The 20,858-nt window shown below is 69.2% G+C and carries 19 protein-coding genes; 9 read left to right on the top strand and 10 right to left on the bottom strand.

Annotation, left to right across the window (positions count from 1 at the left end; genetic code table 11):
• Positions 1-24 precede the first annotated feature (24 nt).
• Both K9U40_RS03285 and K9U40_RS03290 read right to left on the bottom strand, forming a co-directional pair.
• Positions 25-1,131, bottom strand: a complete 1,107-nt coding sequence (locus K9U40_RS03285; RefSeq protein WP_282888785.1) for a polyamine ABC transporter substrate-binding protein — start codon at positions 1,129-1,131, stop codon at positions 25-27.
• A 97-nt stretch (positions 1,132-1,228) separates the two neighbouring features.
• Positions 1,229-2,632, bottom strand: coding sequence for a glutamine synthetase family protein (locus K9U40_RS03290; protein ID WP_282888786.1), 1,404 nt, complete (start codon positions 2,630-2,632; stop codon positions 1,229-1,231).
• Positions 2,633-3,092: 460 nt separating this feature from the next.
• Here K9U40_RS03290 and K9U40_RS03295 point away from each other — a divergent pair, with 460 nt between their 5' ends.
• Positions 3,093-3,422, top strand: a complete 330-nt coding sequence (locus K9U40_RS03295; protein ID WP_282888787.1) for a CHASE3 domain-containing protein — start codon at positions 3,093-3,095, stop codon at positions 3,420-3,422.
• On the opposite strand, the gene K9U40_RS03300 is transcribed toward K9U40_RS03295, so the two are convergent.
• The 3 genes from K9U40_RS03300 to K9U40_RS03310 form a co-directional block, all read right to left on the bottom strand.
• On the bottom strand, positions 3,403-3,756 hold the full coding sequence (locus K9U40_RS03300) for a (2Fe-2S) ferredoxin domain-containing protein (protein ID WP_282888788.1): 354 nt from the start codon (positions 3,754-3,756) through the stop codon (positions 3,403-3,405). The two genes, K9U40_RS03295 and K9U40_RS03300, sit on opposite strands and share 20 nt — an antisense overlap.
• Positions 3,757-4,029: 273 nt before the next feature.
• On the bottom strand, positions 4,030-5,052 hold the full coding sequence (locus K9U40_RS03305) for a sulfate ABC transporter substrate-binding protein (RefSeq protein WP_282888789.1): 1,023 nt from the start codon (positions 5,050-5,052) through the stop codon (positions 4,030-4,032).
• A 164-nt stretch (positions 5,053-5,216) separates the two neighbouring features.
• Complete coding sequence (locus tag K9U40_RS03310) at positions 5,217-6,203, bottom strand: aldo/keto reductase (RefSeq protein ID WP_282888790.1); 987 nt, start codon at positions 6,201-6,203, stop codon at positions 5,217-5,219.
• A 114-nt stretch (positions 6,204-6,317) separates the two neighbouring features.
• Between K9U40_RS03310 and K9U40_RS03315 the strand changes: the two genes are divergently transcribed.
• From K9U40_RS03315 to K9U40_RS03330, 4 genes are all read left to right on the top strand, one after another.
• On the top strand, positions 6,318-6,956 hold the full coding sequence (locus tag K9U40_RS03315) for a TetR/AcrR family transcriptional regulator (protein WP_282888791.1): 639 nt from the start codon (positions 6,318-6,320) through the stop codon (positions 6,954-6,956).
• Between the two features lie 148 nt (positions 6,957-7,104).
• The gene (gene ndk / locus K9U40_RS03320) at positions 7,105-7,527 is read left to right on the top strand and encodes a nucleoside-diphosphate kinase (protein ID WP_282888792.1); all 423 of its coding nucleotides are present in this window, start codon (positions 7,105-7,107) and stop codon (positions 7,525-7,527) included.
• A gap of 521 nt (positions 7,528-8,048) precedes the next feature.
• Positions 8,049-8,789, top strand: coding sequence for a TerC family protein (locus K9U40_RS03325; protein WP_282888793.1), 741 nt, complete (start codon positions 8,049-8,051; stop codon positions 8,787-8,789).
• Between the two features lie 68 nt (positions 8,790-8,857).
• Positions 8,858-10,978 carry a molybdopterin-containing oxidoreductase family protein gene (locus K9U40_RS03330; RefSeq protein ID WP_282888794.1) on the top strand — a complete coding sequence of 707 codons (2,121 nt, stop codon included), beginning with the start codon at positions 8,858-8,860 and terminating at the stop codon, positions 10,976-10,978.
• Positions 10,979-11,018: 40 nt separating this feature from the next.
• On the opposite strand, the gene purN is transcribed toward K9U40_RS03330, so the two are convergent.
• From purN to K9U40_RS03350, 4 genes are all read right to left on the bottom strand, one after another.
• Positions 11,019-11,687 carry a phosphoribosylglycinamide formyltransferase gene (gene purN / locus K9U40_RS03335; RefSeq protein WP_282888795.1) on the bottom strand — a complete coding sequence of 223 codons (669 nt, stop codon included), beginning with the start codon at positions 11,685-11,687 and terminating at the stop codon, positions 11,019-11,021.
• Complete coding sequence (purM, locus tag K9U40_RS03340) at positions 11,684-12,757, bottom strand: phosphoribosylformylglycinamidine cyclo-ligase (protein ID WP_282888796.1); 1,074 nt, start codon at positions 12,755-12,757, stop codon at positions 11,684-11,686. Before purM ends, purN begins: the two co-directional genes overlap by 4 nt.
• Before the next feature lie 417 nt (positions 12,758-13,174).
• Positions 13,175-13,864 (bottom strand): aquaporin Z, encoded by a 690-nt coding sequence (gene aqpZ, locus K9U40_RS03345; RefSeq protein ID WP_282639720.1) that lies wholly within the window; start codon positions 13,862-13,864, stop codon positions 13,175-13,177.
• On the bottom strand, positions 13,861-14,073 hold the full coding sequence (locus tag K9U40_RS03350; protein WP_282888797.1) for a hypothetical protein: 213 nt from the start codon (positions 14,071-14,073) through the stop codon (positions 13,861-13,863). The genes aqpZ and K9U40_RS03350 overlap by 4 nt, the downstream gene beginning before the upstream one ends.
• A 350-nt stretch (positions 14,074-14,423) precedes the next feature.
• On the opposite strand from K9U40_RS03350, the gene K9U40_RS03355 reads away from it, so the two are divergent.
• Together K9U40_RS03355 and K9U40_RS03360 are read left to right on the top strand one after the other, a co-directional pair.
• Positions 14,424-14,702 (top strand): hypothetical protein, encoded by a 279-nt coding sequence (locus K9U40_RS03355; protein WP_282888798.1) that lies wholly within the window; start codon positions 14,424-14,426, stop codon positions 14,700-14,702.
• Positions 14,703-14,862: 160 nt separating this feature from the next.
• Positions 14,863-17,382 (top strand): carbohydrate-binding family V/XII, encoded by a 2,520-nt coding sequence (locus tag K9U40_RS03360; RefSeq protein WP_282888799.1) that lies wholly within the window; start codon positions 14,863-14,865, stop codon positions 17,380-17,382.
• 36 nt (positions 17,383-17,418) lie between these two features.
• Here the strand turns inward: K9U40_RS03360 and mdoH are convergent, their stop codons facing one another.
• On the bottom strand, positions 17,419-19,242 hold the full coding sequence (mdoH, locus tag K9U40_RS03365; RefSeq protein WP_282888800.1) for a glucans biosynthesis glucosyltransferase MdoH: 1,824 nt from the start codon (positions 19,240-19,242) through the stop codon (positions 17,419-17,421).
• 106 nt (positions 19,243-19,348) lie between these two features.
• Between mdoH and K9U40_RS03370 the strand changes: the two genes are divergently transcribed.
• On the top strand, positions 19,349-20,353 hold the full coding sequence (locus K9U40_RS03370) for a zinc-dependent alcohol dehydrogenase (RefSeq protein WP_282888801.1): 1,005 nt from the start codon (positions 19,349-19,351) through the stop codon (positions 20,351-20,353).
• Positions 20,354-20,421: 68 nt separating this feature from the next.
• The gene (locus K9U40_RS03375; RefSeq protein WP_282888802.1) at positions 20,422-20,853 is read left to right on the top strand and encodes a 6-pyruvoyl trahydropterin synthase family protein; all 432 of its coding nucleotides are present in this window, start codon (positions 20,422-20,424) and stop codon (positions 20,851-20,853) included.
• Positions 20,854-20,858: the final 5 nt, after the last annotated feature.

Here is a 20,858-nt window from a genome sequence, read left to right on the forward strand (position 1 = left end):
CAGCCGTTCACGTCAGCCCGCGCCTTACTTGCCGCGCTTGAAGCTGTTCCAGGTCTTGGTGATGACCCGTTGCACCGGCGGCTCGTTGGTGGTGACGATGAACAACCGGTCGAACGTTTCCTTGTCCGGGTAGATGGCCGGATTGTTCAGGATATCCTTGTCGATGAACTTCTGGGATTCCAGATTTCCGTTGGCATAGGAAATGAAATTGGAGTTCTTCGCCGCCACTTCGGGGCGCATCATGTAGTTGATGAAGACGAGGGCGTTGTCGATATTCTTCGCATCCTTGGGGATGGCGAAATTGTCGAACCACATGAGCGCGCCCTGCTTGGGGATCACGTATGCCACGTTCACCGGCGGCTTCTTGGTCTTCTTCGCGGCCTCGGCGGCGCGGGCCTTGGCCTGGAACACGTCACCCGACCAGCCCACCGCCAGACAGATGTCGCCGCGAGCCAGGGCGTTGATATAGCCCGACGAATCGAACTTCTTGATATAGGGTCGAACCGACATGAGCAGTTCGCCGGCCTTGGCGATGTCATCCGGGTTCTTGGAGTTGGGATCGAGCCCCAGATACTTCATGGCGGAGGGGATCACCTCCTCCGGGCCGTCCAGGAAATAGACGCCGCAATCCTTGAGCTTGGACAGGATCTCCGGCTTGAACACGATATCCCACGTATTCATGGGAATGTCGCCGAGCCGTTCCTTCACCTTGTCCACATTGTAGCCGATGCCGGTGGTGCCCCACATGTAGTTGACGGCGTGGGCGTTGTCCGGATCGTAGACGGCGAGGCGCTTGGTCACCTCGGGCCAGGCGTATTGCAGGTTCGGGATCTTCGACTTGTCGAGGGTCAGGAAGATGCCCGCCTTGATCTGCCGCTGCAGGAAGGAGCCGGACGGCACCACCACATCGTAGCCGGTCTTGCCCGCCAGCAGCTTCGTCTCCAGCACCTCGTTGCTGTCGAAGACGTCATAGCGAACCTTGATGCCGGTTTCCTTGGTGAAGTCCTCCAGCACGGTCGGGTCAATATAATCGGACCAGTTGAAGACGTTGAGGACCTTGTCCTGCGCCGACGCCGCCCCGGTCAGGCTCAGCGTGGCCATCAGAACTGCCGCTACGATATGACGACGCATCCGCCGCTCTCCTCTGGAAAGGGGCTGTTTTTACCTTTGCCCCATGGCGCCAAGGCTATGTCGTCGAGCAGGGGTCCTCAACAGGAAACGCGGCGGTTCACAGATACGTTTCATACTCCAAAGGAAGAATGACCCTGCGGAAGGCGTTGAGTTCCTCCTGCTTCATCACCGCGTAGATCCGCCGGTAGTCCGTCCCGAAAGCGCGGGCGATGAAATCGGAGCCGGCAAAGCGGGTGACCGCCACTTCCATGTCGGGGGAAAGGCGTTCGGCGGCCTCGTGCTCGTAGGCGTTGCCGGACAAGGGGGCCGGCGGCTCGATTGTCTGCTCCAGCCCCTCCAGCATGCCGGCGAGGATCGCCGCGAGCACGAGATGGGGGTGGGCCTCCGCACCGGCGATGCGGTGCTCCAGCCGGCGGGCGTGCAGCGGCCCGTTGGGCACGCGCACCGCCACCAGGCGGTTGTCGAAGCCCCAGCTGACCGAGGTCGGCGCATAGCTGCCCGGCACCAGGCGGCGATAGCCGTTGAAGCTCGGCACGAAGATCAGCGTCGCGTCGGCCATGGTGGCGAGCAGCCCGCCCGCCGCATGGCGCAGCGCCGCGTCCCCGACCCCGTCCGGCCGGGCGAACAGGTTGCCGCCGCCCTGCTCCATCAGGCTCGCATGGACGTGCATGCCGTTGCCGGCGAAGTCCGCCAGCGGCTTGGCCATGAAGGTGGCCCTCAGCCCATGCCGGCGCGCCACCCCGTCGATCAGGCGGCGCAGCAGCACCGCGTCGTCGGCCGCCCCCAGCGCATCCACCCGGTGATAAAGATTGACCTCGAATTGGCCCGGCGCCGCCTCCGAGATCACGGTGTCGGCCGGCAACCCCTGCACGGCGCAGGCGGCGCGCATGTCGTGCAGAACCTCGGCGAAGGCGTCGAGGTCCGACATGGCATACATGTTCTGCCGTGCCTGCCCCGTGGCCTGGAACACCGGCTCGGGCGGCGCGCCGGGGGCGGTGCCGGGCTTCAGGAGGTAGAATTCCAGCTCGAAGGCGACGCAGGGCGAGAGCCCGCGCGCGGCGAAGCGCTCCACCACGGCGGCGAGTTGCTGGCGCGGGTCCAGCTTCCACGGCGCGCCGCGGGCCGACCCGTCCGGCTCGTGCATGGTGATGAGCACCTGCGCCGTGGGGCGCGGCGCCCAGGGCACCGGCTTCAGCGTGCCCGGAACCGGCCAGCACAACCCGTCCTTGTCGCCTGTCTCCATGTGGATTTCGGTGGCTTCCACCTCGCAGCCCCAGATGTCGAGGCCGAAGATGGAGAGGGGAATGGCGACGCCGTCCTTCCAGATCTTGCGCATGGAATGGCCGGGAATCCATTTGCCGCGAAGCACCCCCGAGGTGTCGGGCAGAAGGACTTCCACCACCTCCGGCTCACCGAAGGCTGAAAGATAGGCCGCGACCTCGTCCGCGCCCCCGGGGGCCGCGGCATCTTCGGGTCTTCGACCGGAAACCGAGGTCGGCATGACACTCCATTCAAAAAAACAGCGATTTCCCGGTTATCCAAGCGCGATCCTCGGGAACCTTCAAGCGCCACGATGATTATGCACCGGGAGTGGTACCGGGCGCATGGCGCGCGGGGCTGCGCTGGCGCATTGCAACGGAACAAGACCATCCCATGAGGACAACAGCGGGACGCCTGACAGGTCCACTCCCTGCGGCGCGCCTCAGGGACGCATCCGCCGCTCAGAGGCCGTCATGCGAGGGGGCTCCATTGCGCTGGTGATGCCCCGCGGCCTTTCGCGCAGTCGTGGCGCGGCTTTGCCCTGCGCGCCGGCCTCAGCGCCATCTCCATCTCGCTGGTCTACCGGGCTCAGGACGACGCCGCCGACGTGACCCATACCCTGCGCTTGATGAACGCGATATCATAGGCTTAGGTGATAATCCGGCAGGCCGAAAGCGCCAAACGCGGCTCTCTCATCGCCGGTGGCGGGGGGCTTCCTGCGCTTCTCGGGGGAATCGAAGGCCCGCGCCCTGCCGACCCTCGACGACATCGCCAGCCTGACGCCGGACAAGCCGGCCCAGCAGGTCCGCGTCGCGGAAGCGCGGCCACTCCTGGCAACCCTCTTCGTGGCCTTCGATCGCGCCATCGCGCTGCGCTGCAGCGGCGGTGCCGAGGGCACGCAATCGAACCTGGAGGCCGACCCCACCGAAGGCGCCATGACCCGTCTCGGGATGCGGCTCATCGACATGAAGGCGCCAGGCGCCTCCATGCCCGTGACCGGATGCCCGGTCCTCAGATGCGCGGAACGATGATGAGCCGCTCCACCGGCTTGCCGCCGAGGAGGTGGGAGGAGACGATCTCGTCGATGTCTTCCGGGGTCTTGGGCGTGTACCAGATGCCCTGCGGATAGACGACCATGATGGGTCCCGCCTGGCAGAAGCTGAGGCAGCCCGAGGAGGTCATGGCGATGTCGCGCCGTCCCGACGCCTCCAGCTTCTTGCCCAGCCGCTCCCACAGGGGCGCCGCACCGTTGGCCCCGCACGAGCCGCGCGGATGCTGGGGCGGCCGCTGCGTGAAGCAGCAGAAGACGTGGTAGGTATAAACCTGCGGGATATCGAGGACTTCGCTTTCGGCAGCTTCAGACATGACGGCTCGCGGCTCGGTGGGGCTGGTCTGGAGCCATTCAAAATACGTGCCGGGGAGGCGTCCGCCTCCGAAACTCAAGCGCAGGCAAGATGTTCCTACCGCCCTGGCCGGGCGCGCGGGAGAACGCCGGCACCGGCCAAAGCCGACAGGGCGGGAATGCGACACAGGCCTGAGGCGCCCACCCCTTCGCTGCGACCTGGGGCGGCCGGGCCGCCGGAACGCGCTTGCACGCCCCCGCAGGCCCCACCCGCTTCGATCACCTCGATCCCTCGATCATTTGGCGCTGAACAGGGAATCCAGCCTGGCGCCGGAGGCGAAGTGCTCGGCCTGGAGCTTCTGCCAGCCGCCGAACACCTCCTCCACCTTCACGAGGCGCACCGGCGGGAACTGGGCCTTGAAGGCTTCCGCCACCTTGGGGTCCACCACCCGGTGGAAGGCCTTGGCGGCGACGGTCTGGCCGGCCGGCGAATAGAGGAAGTCGAGATAGGCCGTGGCCGAGGCGCGCGAGCCGCGCTTGTCCACCACCTTGTCCACCACCGCCACCGGGAACTCCGCGAGCAGGCTCACGGAGGGCACCACGGTCTGCAGCTTGCGGTCGGGATAGAGGCCCTCGATGGTCCGCGTCTCGGCCTCGAAGGTCACCAGCACGTCGCCGGTCTCGCGCTCCACGAAGGTGGTGGTGGCGGCGCGGCCGCCGGTGTCGAACACCGGCACGTTGGCAAGCAGCTTCTTCACGAAGGCGTCGGCCTTGGCGGCGTCGCCCTTGTTCTGCTCCAGCGCGAAGGCATAGGCGGCCAGATAGGTGTAGCGCGCATTGCCCGAGGTCTTGGGGTTGGGGAAGATGACCTTGACGTCGTCGCGCACCAGGTCCGACCAGTCCTTGATGCCCTTGGGATTGCCGGCGCGCACCAGGAAGGCGGGGAAGGAATAGTACGGCGAGGCGGCATTGGGGAATTTTGCCTGCCAGTCCTTGGCCACGAAGCCGGCCTTGGCCAGCGTATCCACGTCGATCACCTGATTGAAGGTAACCACGTCCGCCTCCAGCCCCTCGATGATGGCGCGGGCCTGGCGCGAGGAGCCGGCATGGCTCTGGTTCACGGTCAGCTCCTGGCCGGTCTTCTCCTTCCAGAAGGGGATGAACTCGGCATTCACGGCGGTGAACAGCTCGCGGGAGATGTCATAGGAGACGTTGAGCAGCGAGTTCGGTCCCTGCTGGGCAAAGGCCGGCAGGGCGCCGACCGGCGCGGCAGCGGCGCCGGCGAGCGCAAGAGCAAGTACGGCGCGGCGGGTAATCATGAAGCCTCTCCCATCCACATTTCATATTAGGTGAAATGCATAATTCACATGAGCCATGCATAGCATGTGAAATTTGGGATGTGAACCGCCCGTGCGGCAGGCCGGGGCCGCCGTGGCGGGCCGGGAGGGGCGGCACCGTCACCCCCGGCCCGCCCCGCTTCGCATCAGAGCCCGAGCAGGGCCATGCCGGCCTCGGGATAGCGCGTGCCGGCCACCGCCTCGGGCGCGAACAGGGCGTCGAGGACCATGATCTCGTCCGGCTTCAGGCGGATGGCGGCCGCCGCCGCGTTCTCCTCCAGATATTTGATGCGCCTGGTGCCAGGGATGGGGACCACATGCTCCTGCTTGCCGAGGATCCAGGCCAGGGCGATCTGGGCGCTGGTCGCCCCCTTCGTCGCGGCGAAATCCTTCAGCGCCTCGGTCAGCTTGAGGTTCTGCGCCAGCGCCGCGCCGGTGAAGCGGGGATTGGCGCGGCGGAAATCATCGGGCGCAAGGCTGTCCGGGCTCGTCACCGTGCCGGTGAGGAAGGAGCGCCCCAGCGGACTGTAGGCGACGAAGGCGATGCCAAGGTCCCGGCAAGCGTCCAGCATCCCGGCTTCCGGCTCTCGGCTCCAGAGCGAATATTCGATCTGCACCGCCGTGATCGGATGCACCTTGTGGGCGCGCCGCAGGGTCTCCACCGAACATTCGGAGAGCCCGAGGAAGCGCACCTTCCCCGCCTCCACCAGGCCCTTCATGGCCCCCACCGTCTCCTCGATGGGCGTCCTGGGGTCCACGCGGTGCTGGTAATAAAGGTCGATGGTGTCGATGCCCAGCCGCCCGAGGCTGGCGTCGCAGGCGGCGCGCACATAGTCCGGCGTGCCGGAAACGCCGAGGCGCTCGCCATTGGGTCCGCGCACATTGCCGAACTTGGTGGCGAGGATCACCTCCGCGCGCCGGCCCCTGAGGAAGCGCCCCAGCAGGCGCTCATTGTGGCCGACGCCGTACATATCTGCGGTATCGAAGAAATTTATGCCGAGATCGAGGGCCGCTGCTAGGGTTGCCAGCGACTGCTCATCGTCGCTGGGGCCGTAGAATTCGGACATGCCCATGCAGCCGAGGCCGATGGCGGACACGGAAAGACCCGAGCGACCGAGGGGACGGTGGTCCATGGGGGACCTCATGAGGATGAGAGGGATCGCAAACGGCGCGACACGCGCTGGCCGTATGTGTAAACTACACCGTACCGTTTACCTCTGTCAATGACCCCCAAGCCCGCTCCACCCATGCCGACGCCCCCTGACCCCGCAGCAGCCTCCCCGGCTGCGAGCAGGCCCCGCCGCGACACCCGCGGCACCACCGCGCGCATTCGCGCGGCCGCCCGCGGCCTGTTCCTCGAGAAGGGCTATGAGGGCACCTCCATGGATGCGGTGGCCGCCGCGGCGCCGGTCTCCAAGCGCACGCTCTACCAGCACTTTCCCGGCAAGGCCGACCTGTTCGGCGCGGTGATCGACGAGGCGTGGTCCCATTTCACCCGCGCGCCCCTCATCCCCGCCGAGGCCAGCGGCGACCCGCGCGCCGTTCTGCGCGCCTATGTGGGCCGCCTGACGGAGCACTGGGCCCGGCCGGAGGTGATCCCGCTGCTGCGTCTGGTCATTGCCGAGGCGCCGCGCTTTCCCGAACTGTCGCAGGCCTATTTCGCCGCCGGCAAGGAGCCGGCGGTGAAAGGGCTCGCCGCCTATCTCGCCGCCCTCGTCGCCGAGGGCCGGCTGCCGGCGGGGCTCGACCCGCAGCTCGCGGCGGCACAGTTTCTCGGTGCCATCAAGGAGCCCCTGTTCTGGCCGCGCGTGCTCGGCGTGCCGGTCGCCTTCGATGCGGCGGAGGCGGTGGAGCGGGCCATGGATGCGGTGCTGGGCAAGGCCTAGCGGTTCGACCGCTACTCTTTGATCTACCAGGCACCAAAATACCGCCGCCCCGGCCCTTCCCTTGCCGCGTCACCCCGCGGCTGCTAAGAGCCGCGCCATCCGCGGGACATTCGCGGCATCCCACCAGCAACAGACAGGACGGTCCCCCATGGCGATCGAGCGCACCTTCTCGATCATCAAGCCCGACGCCACGCGTCGCAACCTCACCGGCGCCGTGAATGCCGTCATCGAGACGGCCGGCCTGCGCATCGTGGCCCAGAAGCGCATCGCGATGACCAAGGCGCAGGCCGAGACCTTCTATGCCGTGCACAAGGAGCGTCCCTTCTTCGGCGACCTCGTCGCCTTCATGACCTCCGGCCCCGTGGTGGTGCAGGTTCTGGAAGGCGAGAACGCCGTCGCCCGCTACCGCGAAGTGATGGGCGCCACCAACCCGGCCAATGCGGCGGACGGCACCATCCGCAAGCTGTTCGCGGAATCCATCGAGGCGAACTCGGCCCACGGTTCCGACAGCGTCGAGAATGCGGCGGTGGAAATCGCCCAGTTCTTCTCCGGCAACGAGATCGTCGGCTGAGCGGACAGGGTGCGGCGATGCATCCGCATCGCGGCACCACCCGCCGGAGACGGCCATGCGTTCTGATGCCGCAGCGCGTGAACGAATTTGTGCGCTGCGGCGTCCGGTTTTACTTGAGGCCGGACCTTGGGGCAGGTTAGCGTAGCGTCAAAATTCATAATACGGCGCACAAGACGCAGAATACCACCCGCACAAGCGGGGATCCAAGGCCCGGGGTGGGAACCATGTCGCTCGATTCACCAGTGCTCTGGCTGGCGCTGCTGCAAAAACCGGATCAATGTTCTCCTGCCGCGCGGGTACGCCGGCGCGACCGCCTGAGGCCAGGACGACCGAACATCGCGCGCTAGGATCCCCGCTGGTGTGACCCGATCCGGCCCGACAGGGAACCGCCCGATCGGCCGCTTTTCCCGGCCCACAATGGTTTAGCGCCAGCTACCAAGGCGCACGAGCACAGGTATAGGGAAGTCGTGCGCACAGCGTTGCCACGCGCGGGGCGATCCCTTGCGCAGCAGGAGTAGACGATGGATTTCACAGCGCCCACCTTCTGGGTCTCGCTTCTGCAGATCATCTGGATCGATCTGCTGCTCTCCGGCGACAATGCGGTCGTCATCGCGCTGGCCTGCCGTTCGCTGCCACCCCAGCAGCGCAAATGGGGCATCCTGCTGGGCGCCGGGGCGGCGGTGGGGCTGCGCATCCTGTTCGCCCTCGCCGTCACGGTGCTGCTGGGCGTGCCGTTCCTGAAGGTGGCGGGCGGCCTGCTGCTGTTCTGGATCGCCATCAAGCTGGTCACCGACAATGACGGCGACAGCCACGAGGTGGCGGCCTCCGACAGCCTGTGGAAGGCGGTGCGCACCATCGCCATCGCCGACGCGGTCATGAGCCTCGACAATGTGGTGGCCATCGCCGCCGCCGCGCGCGGGCACTGGGAATTGTTCGTGTTCGGCCTGCTTTTGACCATCCCGCTCATCGTCTTCGGCTCGCAGCTGCTGCTGCGGCTGCTCACCCGCTTCCCCATCCTGATCTGGGCCGGCGCGGCGCTGCTCGGCTGGATCGCCGGCGAGATGCTGGTGGGCGATGTAACGTCCCTCAACCTCCTCCAGCAGATCGACCCGTCGCTGGTGAAGGTGGACGACCACGGCATGCATCCGGCGGCGCTGCCCCATTATGTGGCGAGCGTCATCGGCGCCGCCATCGTGCTGGGCACGGGCTACGTGCTGCGCAACCGGGCGCGGGCCACGGCGGAGGCCGGGCACGGCGCCTGATGCCAGCCGCACCGCCGGCGGGTGAAATGGGGGCGACGGCGACCGTCGCCCCCTTTATCTTGCGGGCCATGAACGTGCATGCCCCGAACACGTCGCGCGCCACCGACCGTCCCGTCACGACACGCGCCTCCGTCTGCCCCCATGACTGCCCCTCCACCTGCGCCCTCGAGGTGGACGTGATGGGCGACGGCCGCATCGGCCGCGTGCGCGGGGCCAAAGCCCAGAGCTACACCGCTGGCGTCATCTGCGCGAAGGTGGCCCGCTATGCGGAGCGGGCGAACCATCCCGACCGCCTCACCCATCCGCTGATGCGCACCGGCCCCAAGGGCTCCGGCCAGTTCACCCGCATCTCCTGGGACGAGGCCCTCGACCGCATCGCCGAAGGCCTGCTGGAGGCCGAGCGCGCCCACGGCGCCCAATCGGTGTGGCCCTATTATTATGCCGGCACCATGGGCCTGGTGATGCGCGACGGCATCAACCGGCTGACCCATGCCAAGGGCTATTCGCGCTTCTTCGCCACCATCTGCGTGAACCCGGCCTGGAGCGGCTACATGGCGGGCGCCGGGCGCATCTCCGGCGCCGACCCGCGCGAGATGGCGGCCTCCGATCTCATCACTTTGTGGGGCACCAACGCGGTCTCCACCCAGGTCAACGTGATGACCCACGCCATGCGCGCCCGCAAGGAGCGCGGGGCGAAGCTGGCAGTGGTGGATGTCTATCGCACCCCCACCATGGAGCAGGCGGACATTCCGCTCCTCATCCGTCCCGGCACCGACGGGGCGCTCGCCTGCGCGGTCATGCACGTGCTGTTCCGCGACGGCCACGCCGACCGCGCCTATCTCGACCGCTACGCGCGGGACAGCGAGGCGATGGAAGCCCACCTCGAAACCCGCACGCCGGACTGGGCCGCCGCCATCTGCGGGCTCCCGGCGGACGAGATCGAGGCCTATGCGCGCCTCGTCGGCGCCACGCCCCGCGCCTTCTTCCGCATCGGCTACGGCTTCTCCCGCTCCCGCAACGGGGCGGTGAATATGCATGCGGTCTGCTCCATTCCGGTGGTGGCGGGCAGCTGGCAGCATGAGGGCGGAGGGGCGCTGCATTCGCTGTCGGGCACCTATGGCTGGCGCAAGAAGATGATCGAGGGCCTCGACCTCCTCGATCCCAGGACCCGCCAGCTCGACCAGTCGCGCATCGGCCCCATCCTCATGGGGGAGGAGGACGCGCTGGCCGGCGGCGGGCCGGTGAAGGCCCTGTTCATCCAGAACACCAATCCGGTGGCCATCGCCCCGGAGCAGGAGAAGGTACGGGCGGGCTTCGCGCGCGAGGACCTGTTCGTGGCGGTGCACGAGCAGTTCATGACCGACACGGCGCGCCTCGCCGACATCGTGCTGCCCGCCACCATGTTCACCGAGCATGACGACCTCTACCAGGCGGGCGGACATCCCCACATCCAGCTCGGGCCGAAGCTGGTGGAGCCGCCGGGCGAGTGCCGCTCCAACCATGAGGTCATCGCCGCTTTGGCCCGGCGCCTGGGCGCGGAGCATCCCGGCTTCGCCATGACCCCGCGCGAGCTCATCGACTGGACCCTGCGCGAGAGCGGCCGCGCGCCCGTCGACGAGCTGGAGAAGGCGCGTTTCATCGAGGTGGCGCAGAGCTTCGAGGACGCGCATTTCCTCAACGGCTTCGCCCACCGCGACAAGCGCTTCCACTTCGCCGTGGACTGGGCCAATCTCGGCTTTCCGGCCCCCGCCAGGTTCGGCCCGGTGGCGGACATGCCTTCCCTGCCCGACCACTGGGCGGTGATCGAGGAGGCGACGGCCGAGCACCCGTTCCGCCTCGTCACCGCACCGGCGCGCAACTTCCTCAATTCCTCCTTCACCGAGACCCCCACCTCCGTGGCGCGGGAGGGCGAGCCTTCCCTGCTGATCCATCCGGACGACGCGGCGGCGCTGGGCGTCACCACCGGCGACCTCGTGGCGGTGGAAAACCCGCGCGGCCGAGTGGTGCTCAAGGCGCGGCTGTTCGACGGCGTGCGGCGGGGCGTGGTGGTCTCGGAGCAGATCCAGCCGGCACGGGCCCATCGCGAGGGCCGCGGCATCAACACGCTGACCGGGGCCGATCCGGTGGCCCCGGTGGGCGGCGCGGCGTTCCACGACAACCGGGTGCGGGTGGAGAAGCTGGCGGACTGACCCAGGATCGTCCCTCTCCCGCCTGGGGAGAGGGGTCGCCTCACACCGCCGGCACCACCAGCGGGGCAAGCCCGCCCTTGGCGCCTTCGATGGCCACACGCTCGTCGGCCACGCTCAGCCGGCCGGCGGCGAGGAGTTCCAGGCCCTTGGGGTAGATGACATGTTCCTGCTCCAGCACCCGGTCGGCGAGCACGTCCGGCGTGTCGCCGGGCTCGATGGGCACCACGGCCTGAAGGATGATCGGCCCCTCGTCCATCTCCGCGCGCACGAAATGCACGGTGCAGCCATGCACCCGCACCCCCGCCTCCAACGCCCGCTCATGGGTGTGGAGGCCCTTGAAGCTCGGCAGCAGGGAGGGATGCACGTTGATCATGCGGTTGCGCCAGCGCTCCACCAGCCAGGGCGTGAGCAGGCGCATGAAGCCGGCGAGGCAGACGATCTCGATGCCCTCCGCCTTCAGGTGCGCGTCCAGCGCCGCGTCGAAGGCGAGGCGGTCAGCATAGTCCTTGTGGGAGAGCACCAGGGTCGGGATGCCGTGCTCCCTGGCGAAATCCAGCCCCGCCGCGTCGGCACGGTTGGAGAGCACCAGGGCGATCTCGGCAGGGAAATCGTCCTGCTCGGCCGCGCGCACCAGCGCCGCCATGTTCGAGCCACGGCCCGAAATGAGCACGGCCGTGCGCCGCGGCGAGTCGCTGGGGGCAAAGCTCATGATGCGAACCTGAAATCGGTCGCACCCTCATAGGCCACATGGGCAGCGCCCTCGCCCGGCTCGATGACGCCGAGGCGGATGACGCATTCGCCCTGGTCGGCGAAGGCGTCGGCCACCGCCTCTTCCTCCTCCGCCGGCACCACCACGGCCATGCCGACGCCGCAGTTGAAGGCGCGCAGCATCTCTTCCGGCGCCACGGCGCCCACGGTGGCGAGCCAGCGGAACACCGGCGGCACCATGAGGTTGGTGAGGTCGATGCGGGCCAGCGTGCCCTTGGGCAGCACCCGCGGCAGGTTCTCGGTAATGCCGCCACCGGTGATGTGGGCCAGCGCCTTCACCGAGCCGGTGGAACGGATGACCGACAACACGCTCTTCACATAGAGCCGGGTGGGGGTGAGCAGGGCCGCGCCCAGCGCGTGGTCGGGCTGGAACGGGGCCGGATCGGACCAGCCGAGGCCCGAGCGCTCGACGATGCGGCGCACCAGCGAATAGCCGTTGGAATGTACCCCGGCCGAGGCGAGGCCGAGGATCACGTCGCCCGGCGCCACGTCCTTGCGCGGCAGCAGGTCGCCCCGCTCGACGGCCCCAAGGGAGAAGCCGGCGAGATCGTAGTCGCCGTCCTTGTACATGCCCGGCATCTCGGCAGTCTCGCCGCCGATGAGGGCGCAACCGGCCTCCTTGCAGGCGCGGGCGATGCCGGCGACGATGTGGGCGCCCACCTCCGGCGCGAGCCGGCCGGTGGCGAAATAGTCGAGGAACAGCAGCGGCTCGGCGCCCTGCACCACCAGATCGTTCACGCACATGGCCACGAGGTCGATGCCGATGGTGTCGTGCACGCCGGTATCAATGGCGATCTTGAGCTTGGTGCCCACCCCATCGGTGGTGGCGATGAGGAGCGGGTCGGCAAAGCCGGCCGCCTTCAGGTCGAACACCCCGCCGAATCCGCCGATGTCCGCGTCGGCGCCGGGGCGCGCGGTGGCCTTCACCAGCGGCTTGATGAGGTCGACCAGGCGGTTGCCCGCGTCGATGTCCACGCCCGCGTCGCGATAGGAAAGTCCGTCCTGAGCCATAAGGTCCTCGTATCTCGCGCGGGGCTTAGCTTTGAATGCGGGGCAAAGCAAGGCAGGGCTGGCATGTGGCGAGCCGTGACAGGCCCCGCCGGCGACGGGGCGCCGGGCGGGCGCACCATTTTCCAGCCTCACGGTGGCCGCCAACGGCAGGCCGCGGGAGATCACGAACCGGCGGCCTGCGCCATTCGACAGGCCGGGCCGGACGGGCTCAGGGGCAGGCAAGGTGGGGAGCGTCGATCACCCCGCGGCGGCAGGGAGGTCCGCCACCAGGAAATGGCGGCAAGCCCCGTTCCCCCGCCGGGCCATGCATTGCCCCGCACGCAGGCAAGGGATGGGCGTCGGCCCATCCCCGTTGCGATCGCGCACCCGTCCGCGCGGCGGTCCGGCCGAACCCGGCCCCGCTCGGGAGTGGGACGCTCAGTCCTCGAGCACCTTCAGCTTGAACAGCAGGCCGGCAAGATAGGCGCCCACCAGCGGCACCACGATGAACAGCCAGAGCTGGCCGATGGCCTTGCCGCCGGCGAACAGGGCCGGGCCGATGGACCGCGCCGGGTTCACCGACACGCCGGTGACGGGGATGAACACGATGTGGATCATCACCAGCGACAGGCCGATGGCGAGGCCCGCCGCCTGGGTGATGCCGGCCTTGGAGGTGGAGCCGAGGATCACCACCAGGAACACGAAGGTGCCCACCAGTTCCGCCACGATGGCCGCGCCGAGCCCGTAGCCGCCGATATAGCCCTCGCCCCAGCCGTTCTGGCCGAGGCCGGCGGTGGCGACATCGAAGCCCGCGAGCTTGCCCGAGGCGATGACGAACAGGATGGCCGCGCCGGCAATGCCGCCCAGCACCTGGGCGATGATGTACATGGGCACCTCGGACGTGGGCAGGCGCCCCGCCGCCCAGACGCCGATGGTGACCGCGGGATTGATGTGGCAGCCCGAGACATGGCCGATGCCATAGGCCATGGACGTGACCGCGAGGCCGAAGGCAAAGGCGATGGCGAGCATGCCGATGGGTGCCGAGCCGTAGCCCGTCAACACCGCCGAACCGCACCCGAACAGCACCAGAACGGCGGTGCCGATGAACTCGGCGACATACTTGTTCATCCCATCCCCTCCTCGATCGGCGCGCCGGCCCCGATCATCAGCAGCCAGGCACGCGCCCATTTCCCAGGCTCGCGGACGGCGCCGCTCCGGATGCCGGTGGCAACCCGACACAGTTCCCGCCCGCTGTGCGCGAGGATCCGTACCTGCTCGCGCGCCTGCCCAGCCAAAGCCGCATCGCAGCCAAGATCAAGCCCGCAATCCCAAATCATCGGCGCTCTCCACCGCATCTTGCCCGGCGACCTGGCCTGCGACCTGGCCTGGCGCGCCCGAAGCGGGCCGGCGGCCGCTCGCGGAAAGATGAACGGATTCCAAACGTCCGGGATGGCGCGGGTTCAGGGCGGCAGGCGTACACACATAGACGCGCATCCTCCGTTGGGGGGAAGACCACCGGCACGGCGCGCCCTATGCCCGGTGAAGCGACAAGGCGTGGAACGGTTCCGTGCGAAGCGGGCAGCCCCGAAGGAGTGAAATTGCCACAGAGAAACCAGCCGGGCCGGGTCGCGCATGACGGCGGATCCGCCCTCAAGTCCAGGACATGAATGCGTTTCGAGAGACTCCCATGAAACGGTCTTCCATCATCACCATGGTCGGCGCCACGCTTCTCGGCGTGAGCCTGCTCGGCGGCGACCTGGTGCGGGCATTCCCGGCCATGGGCCCGGATGCCCCGTCCGCGACCGCCGCCACCAGCGGCGCGCCCTACCGCTGGCAGGGCTACTGGAGCACCGGAAATGCGGTGGCGGCCGGAAACGGTAGCCTCTGCCCCTTCCGCAAGACCCTGTCCCTGTCGGGAGGCGCGCCCCGCCTGAAATGGCAGCGCGCCTGCCAGACACCGGTCTGACGTCCGGGTCCGACGGGCGGCAGCCCTCGATCGGACCGGACCCGGCATCGGCCGGACCGGTCCGTCCTCCCGAGGGCCGGCCCCAGCAAGGCACCGCTGACGCTTTCCCGCGAACATGCTAGTCCTCCGCCGCCCCGACGGATCGGAAGGGAGTGACTTCATGACGCGACTTTGGACCGGCGTTTCTTCCGCCGTGCTCGCCACCGCCTTGCTCTGGAGCGCCAGCGGCCAGGCCCAGCAGGCCCAGCCCGCAGCCGCCCAGCAGGGCGCCGGCCAGCAGACCTCCGGCCAGGACGCGTCAGGCCTTCAGGCCCCGCTGCCATGGCCGCGGGATTTCTCCCTCGCCGGCGACCAGATGCTTCAGCTCTACCAGCCCCAGGTCGACAGCTGGACCGGCGACGTGATGTCCGGCCGCGCGGCGGTGGCCATCGGGCCCAAGTCCGGCACCCCCACCTACGGCATGGTTCGGTTCTCGGCCCGCGTCGCCGTGGACAAGCCGGCCGGGCTCGTCCACCTCGCCACCCTCGCCATCGAGGGCGTGGAAGTGCCCACCGATCCGGCCAAGGCCGCCCTGATCCGCTCGACCCTCCAGTCGCGCCTGCCGGCGGACGGCATGACCGTGCCGCTCGACCAGTTGCAGGCGAGCTACGCGGTCAACCAGGAGCTGGCCAAGCTCAAGAGCCAGCCGGTGGACAACACCCCGCCGCAGATCCTGTTCACCGCCTCCACCACCGTGCTGGTGCCCGTGGCCGGCACGCCGGTGCTGCGCCCCATCGCCGGCGCCGGCACCTTCCAGCGCGTGGTCAACACACGCCCGCTGCTGCTGCTCGACGAGGCCGGCACCTACCACCTGGAGGCGGGCGGCCACTGGTACGAGAGCCCCAGCCTCACCGGCACCTGGATCCTCACGCCCCAGATCTCGGACGCGCTCTCCGCCGCCGCCAAGGCCGCGAGCCAGGAGCACGCCCCCGACCCGCTGCTCGACAGCAAGGGCAAGCCCATCAACCCGGCCCCGGCCATCATCGTCGCCACCCAGCCCACCGAGCTGATCCAGACCGACGGTCCGGCGCAGATGCTGCCGGTGGCCGGCACCAACCTGCTCACCATGAACAATGCGGACCATGCCGTGTTCATGGAGACCACCAGCAACACCTATTACGTGCTCGTCTCCGGCCGCTGGTTCCGCGCCCCCGACCTCAAGGGACCCTGGGCGTTCGTGGCGAGCAACGCGCTGCCGAAGGATTTCGCGAAGATCTCGCCCAACGACCCCAAGGCCAACGTGCTGGTCTCCGTGGCCGGCACCCCGCAGGCCAAGGAGGCGGCCATCGCCGCCACCATCCCGCAGACCGCCACGGTGAAGCGCGACGTGACGCTCAAGGTCGCGTTCGACGGCGCGCCGCGGTTCGAGCCCATCGCGGGCACCGCGCTCAGCTATGCCATCAACACGCCGACACCGGTGATCCAGCTCGACGCCCAGCGCTATTATGCGGTGAACAACGGCATCTGGTTCGTCGCCGGGAGCGCCACCGGTCCCTGGCGGGTGGCGGACGTGGTTCCGGACGTGATCTACACGATCCCGGTCGCCTCGCCGCTGCATTACGTCACCTATGTGCGCATCTATGCCACCACCCCCGAGGCGGTGGTGGTGGGCTACACGCCGGGCTACATGGGCGTGGTGGTGGCGCCGGGCGGCACCGTGGTCTACGGCACCGGCTACACCTGCCCGGGCTATGTGGGGGCCTACTGGTTCTCCTGCCCGGTCACCTACGGCCTCGGCGCCGGCTTCGCGCTGGGCGTGGCGGACGGGTTCGCCTTCGGCTTCGCGGCAGGCTGGCCCTGGGGCGCGGCGGTCACGCCCTATTGGGGCCCGTACTGGGCCGCCGGCTATGGTCCCTACGGACCGTGGGGCGGCCACTGGGGCTACACCAACATCAACCAGGCCAACCTCTATGGCCGCTGGGGCGGCGCCGCCACCGTGAACCACGCCTGGGGCACCACCTGGAACGGCACCGAATGGTCCGGCCGCGACTGGCACGGCACCACCGGGGGCGGCACCAGCTTCGCCGGCCGCTCGGGCGCCGCGTTCAACCCCTATACCGGCAATTACGCTGCCGGTGCCGAGAACGCCCGCTACAATCCCGCCACCGGCGCCCGCGGTGAATCCCGCGCCGGGGTGGAAGGCAACGTCTATACGGGCAATGCCGCCGCCGGCCGTGAATCGGCGGGCTACAACCCCACCACCGGCACCGGCCACGCCTCCCAGACCGCCATCACCGACCAAGACGGCAAGGTCAGCGTGGACAGCCGTGGCGTCGCCGGCAATGCCAAGACCGGCAATGCGGTGGCCTGGAACAACGGCCATGTGGCCGTGGACCACGACGGCAACGTCTACCAGCATACGGATTCCGGCTGGGCCAAGAACACCGGGTCGGGCTGGCAGAACGTGGACCGCAACACTGACACCAGCCGCCTCGACGACGAGGAGCGCGCCCGTTCCGTGAGCCAGCAGCGGGTCTCCGGCTATGGCGGGGGCGAGCACTTCGGCGGCGAGGGCTTTGACGGCGGCGACCGCTTCGGCTCGGGCGGCTTCGACCGCGGCTTCGGCGGCTATGGCGGTGGCGACCGCTTCGGCGGAGGTGGCTTTGGCGGCGGCTTCCGGGGCGGCGGTTTCCGCCGCTGACGCGCCCTCAAGGCCGGGCGAGCGCCCGGCCCCTTGTCAGGCCGCCTGCCGCAACCGGTCGCCTTCTCCCGCGAGGAGGCGCTGGACCCGGGTCGGGGCGAACTCCTCCGGCACGGCGCACAGGCGGGTGCGGATCGCGAACCGGGCGAGACGCGGATCGGCGGTGACGACGGTGAAGGGAATGGCGAGCCCATAGCCCGCCAGCACCGGCGCCGCCCACAGGATCAGCACCGGGGAGACGACGGCAAGCCCCGCCGTCACCGCGAGGCCGAACACGGTCTGCGGCCAGAAGGCCCGCGCCGCCGTCGCCCAGCTCACCCCATGGCCGTCACGGGCCTGCGCCATCCAGCCGGAACGCGCCCGGCCGAGCATCAGGCGGACGATCTCCAGCGTCACCGCCACGGCGGTGATGGCCGACAGCAGGAAAGAGAACACCAGCTCCACCGCCACCGAGGCGGCAAAGCGCCAGCCACCGCCATAGCGCGCCACCCCGCCCGGGGTCAGTACCACGTCGGCGACGCCGGCAAGCTTCGGCGCCAAGGCAAGCAACATCATCCCGCCATAGAGGCCGAGGGCGAGGCCGACCGGGTAATGCGCCACCGACGCAGCCTCCGCCGCCGCGAAGGGCAGCAGCGCGACGAGCAGCGGATGGGCCGGCACGGTCACGAACATGAGGATGGCCCACACCAGCTGGAAGCGGCTCATGGGCTCAAGGCCGGCGGCAAAGCCGGGCTGGGCGAGCAGACGCAGATATTGCAGGTTGCCGAGGCACCAGCGCAGGTCGCGCGACACGAAGTCGGTGACGGCCGGCGGGTTCTCCTCGTAGCTCTCGCTCTCCACTGGCAGAACGCGCACCTCGTAGCCGGCGCGGCGCATCAGCACCGCCTCCACCTGGTCGTGGGACAGGATCGGCCCGCCGAGCGGCGGCGCGCCGGGCAGATGCGGCAGATGGCAGAAGGCGCGGAACGGCGCGACGCGGATCAGCGCGTTATGGCCCCAGAACGGCCCGCACTCCCCGGCCCACCAGGAGGCGCCCAGGGTGTAGCAGCGCATGCCGTGTCGCATGCCGAACTGGAACATGCGGGCGAACGCGCTCCGCGCCGGCAGTCCCACCACCAGGCTCTGGAGAATGCCGAGGCGCGGATGGGCGGCCATCAGGCGCACCATGCGCAGGATGGTGGCGGCACCCATCAGGCTGTCGGCATCCAGCGGCAGCATGAAGTCGTAGCGCGCGCCGGCGCCAGTGCAGAAATCACGGATGTTGCCGGCCTTGAAGTCGGTGTTCTCCGGCCGGCGGCGATAGAAGATGCGGGACGCCCCCTCCTCGCTCCGCCACGCGGCCACCGCCGCCTCCTCCGCCGCCGCGATCTCGGGACGCGAGGTGTCGCTGAGCACATGGAAATCGAACAGGGCGCCGTGGCCGCTGGCGTCGAGGTCGGCCTTCACCGCCCTGAGGCGCGCCAGCGCCCGCGCCGGGTCCTCGTTGCGCACGGTGAGCAGAATGGCGGTGCGCGCCGTGAGCGCGCCCTGCGGCTCCGGCGGGGCGAGGAAGGGCGCCGCCGCCTCCACCCCGCGCCGGCGGGCGTGCAGCAGCACGAGGCCGGTGAGCGCATTCCAGAACCCGATGGCATTCCACGGCGTTATGGCGAGCGCGCACAGGAGGATCAGGCCATCCACGAGGGTGAAGCCGCCATGGGACCCGAGCAGGGCGACGCCCGCCAGCACGGCGGCGAGTGTCGCGCCGTTGGCCGCCAGCATGAACAGCCGGCGCCGCGCGAGTGCCGCCAGCGGCTGGAGCAAAGCCGGGGTGAAATCGGCGGCGGGGCTGACCTGCGGCGGTGGACCGGACCTCGAAGACATGCATAGCTCCACTTGCCGGAACCGGCGCAAGGCTGAAAACCCATTCCCGCGTCCGCTGCCCCGAAGGCGGCGGCTGCCCCCTGAAGCGCTATACGAAGGCAAAGGCATGGCCGCCGCTGATGCGTCAAAATGTCTCGATCGCACCGAGAGCCGGGCGCTCTGGACCGTTGGCCCCGGCGCGGCCGCCTTGCGCGCCGAAGAGCTGGCCCCACCCGCATCCGACGAAGCGCGGGTCATCACCCTGTGGAGCGCCATCAGCCGCGGCACGGAACGCCTCGTATTCCAGGGCCTCGCCGACCCCGTCCACCGCGCGCGCATGCGCGCGCCCTTGCAGCAGGGCGACTTCCCCTTCCCGGTCAAATACGGCTATTGCGCGGTCGGCCGGGTGGAGGCGGGCCCCGAGGCGCTGAACGGCCGCCTCGTCTTCGCCCTCGCCCCGCACCAGACGCGCTTCAACGCCCCCGCATCCATGCTGACGCCGCTACCGGAGGGACTGCCGCCCCGCCGCGCGACCCTGGCCGCCAACATGGAAACCGCCCTCAACGCCCTGTGGGACGGGAGCGCCGGCCCCGGCGACCGCATCGTCGTGGTGGGGGCTGGCCTCGTCGGCCTGCTGGTGGCCTATCTCGCTGCCCGCCTGCCGGGGGCGGAGGTGACGGTGATCGATCCGGACACGAGCCGCGCGGGTCTGGCGCGGGCCTTCGGTTCCGCTTTCGCCTCGTCCGGCGAAGGGATTGCCGACGCCGACCTCGTCTTCCACACCAGCGGCAGCGCCGCGGGCCTTGCCACCGCGCTCGCCAGCTGCGGCGAGGAGGCCCGCATGGTGGAGATGAGCTGGTATGGCGACAAGGGCGTGAATGCGCAGCTCGGCGGCGCCTTCCACCACCGGCGCCTCCAGATCGTCTCTTCGCAGGTGGGCATGGTGAGCCCTTCCCGCCGCCCGCGCTGGAGCCACCGCCGGCGGCTGGAGAAGGCTCTGGCGCTCCTCGCGGACCACGCCCTTGATGCGCTCATCACCGAGGAGGTGGCCTTCGACGATCTGCCGCAGGCCCTGCCGCGTATCCTTGCGGACGGGGCGGAAGGCATCGCCACGGTGGTGCGCTACAAGTGATGCCGACGGCACCGGCGTCGGACACGCGCCGCGCGGGCCTGCCCCGGAACCCACCAAGGGAGTTGTGCATGTATGCGGTAGAGGTGCGGGACCACATCATGATCGCCCACAGCTTCAAGGGCGCCCTGTTCGGCCCCGCCCAGGCGCTGCATGGCGCCACCTTCGTGGTGGACGTGGCCTTCTACCGCCGGGAACTGACCGCCGAAGGCGTGGTGGTGGACATCGGCCGCGCCCACGACGCGCTCAAGGCCGTGCTCGGCCCGCTGAACTACAGGAACCTTGACGAGGTGCCGGACTTCGCCGGCCGCAACACCACCACGGAAGTGCTGTGCCGCCACGTCTTCGACAAGATGGCGCAGGCCGCGCGCGCCGGCGAACTGGGCGCGGGCAGCGAGGCGCTCACCCGCATCCGCGTGACGCTGCACGAATCCCACGTGGCCCGCGCCTGGTACGAGGCGGACCTCGCCGCCGACGAAGCCTCGCTCCAGCTTTTGTCCTGAGATCG

It is taken from the genome of Xanthobacter autotrophicus, from assembly GCF_030015065.1.
In the GTDB taxonomy this organism is placed as follows: domain Bacteria; phylum Pseudomonadota; class Alphaproteobacteria; order Rhizobiales; family Xanthobacteraceae; genus Xanthobacter; species Xanthobacter autotrophicus_D.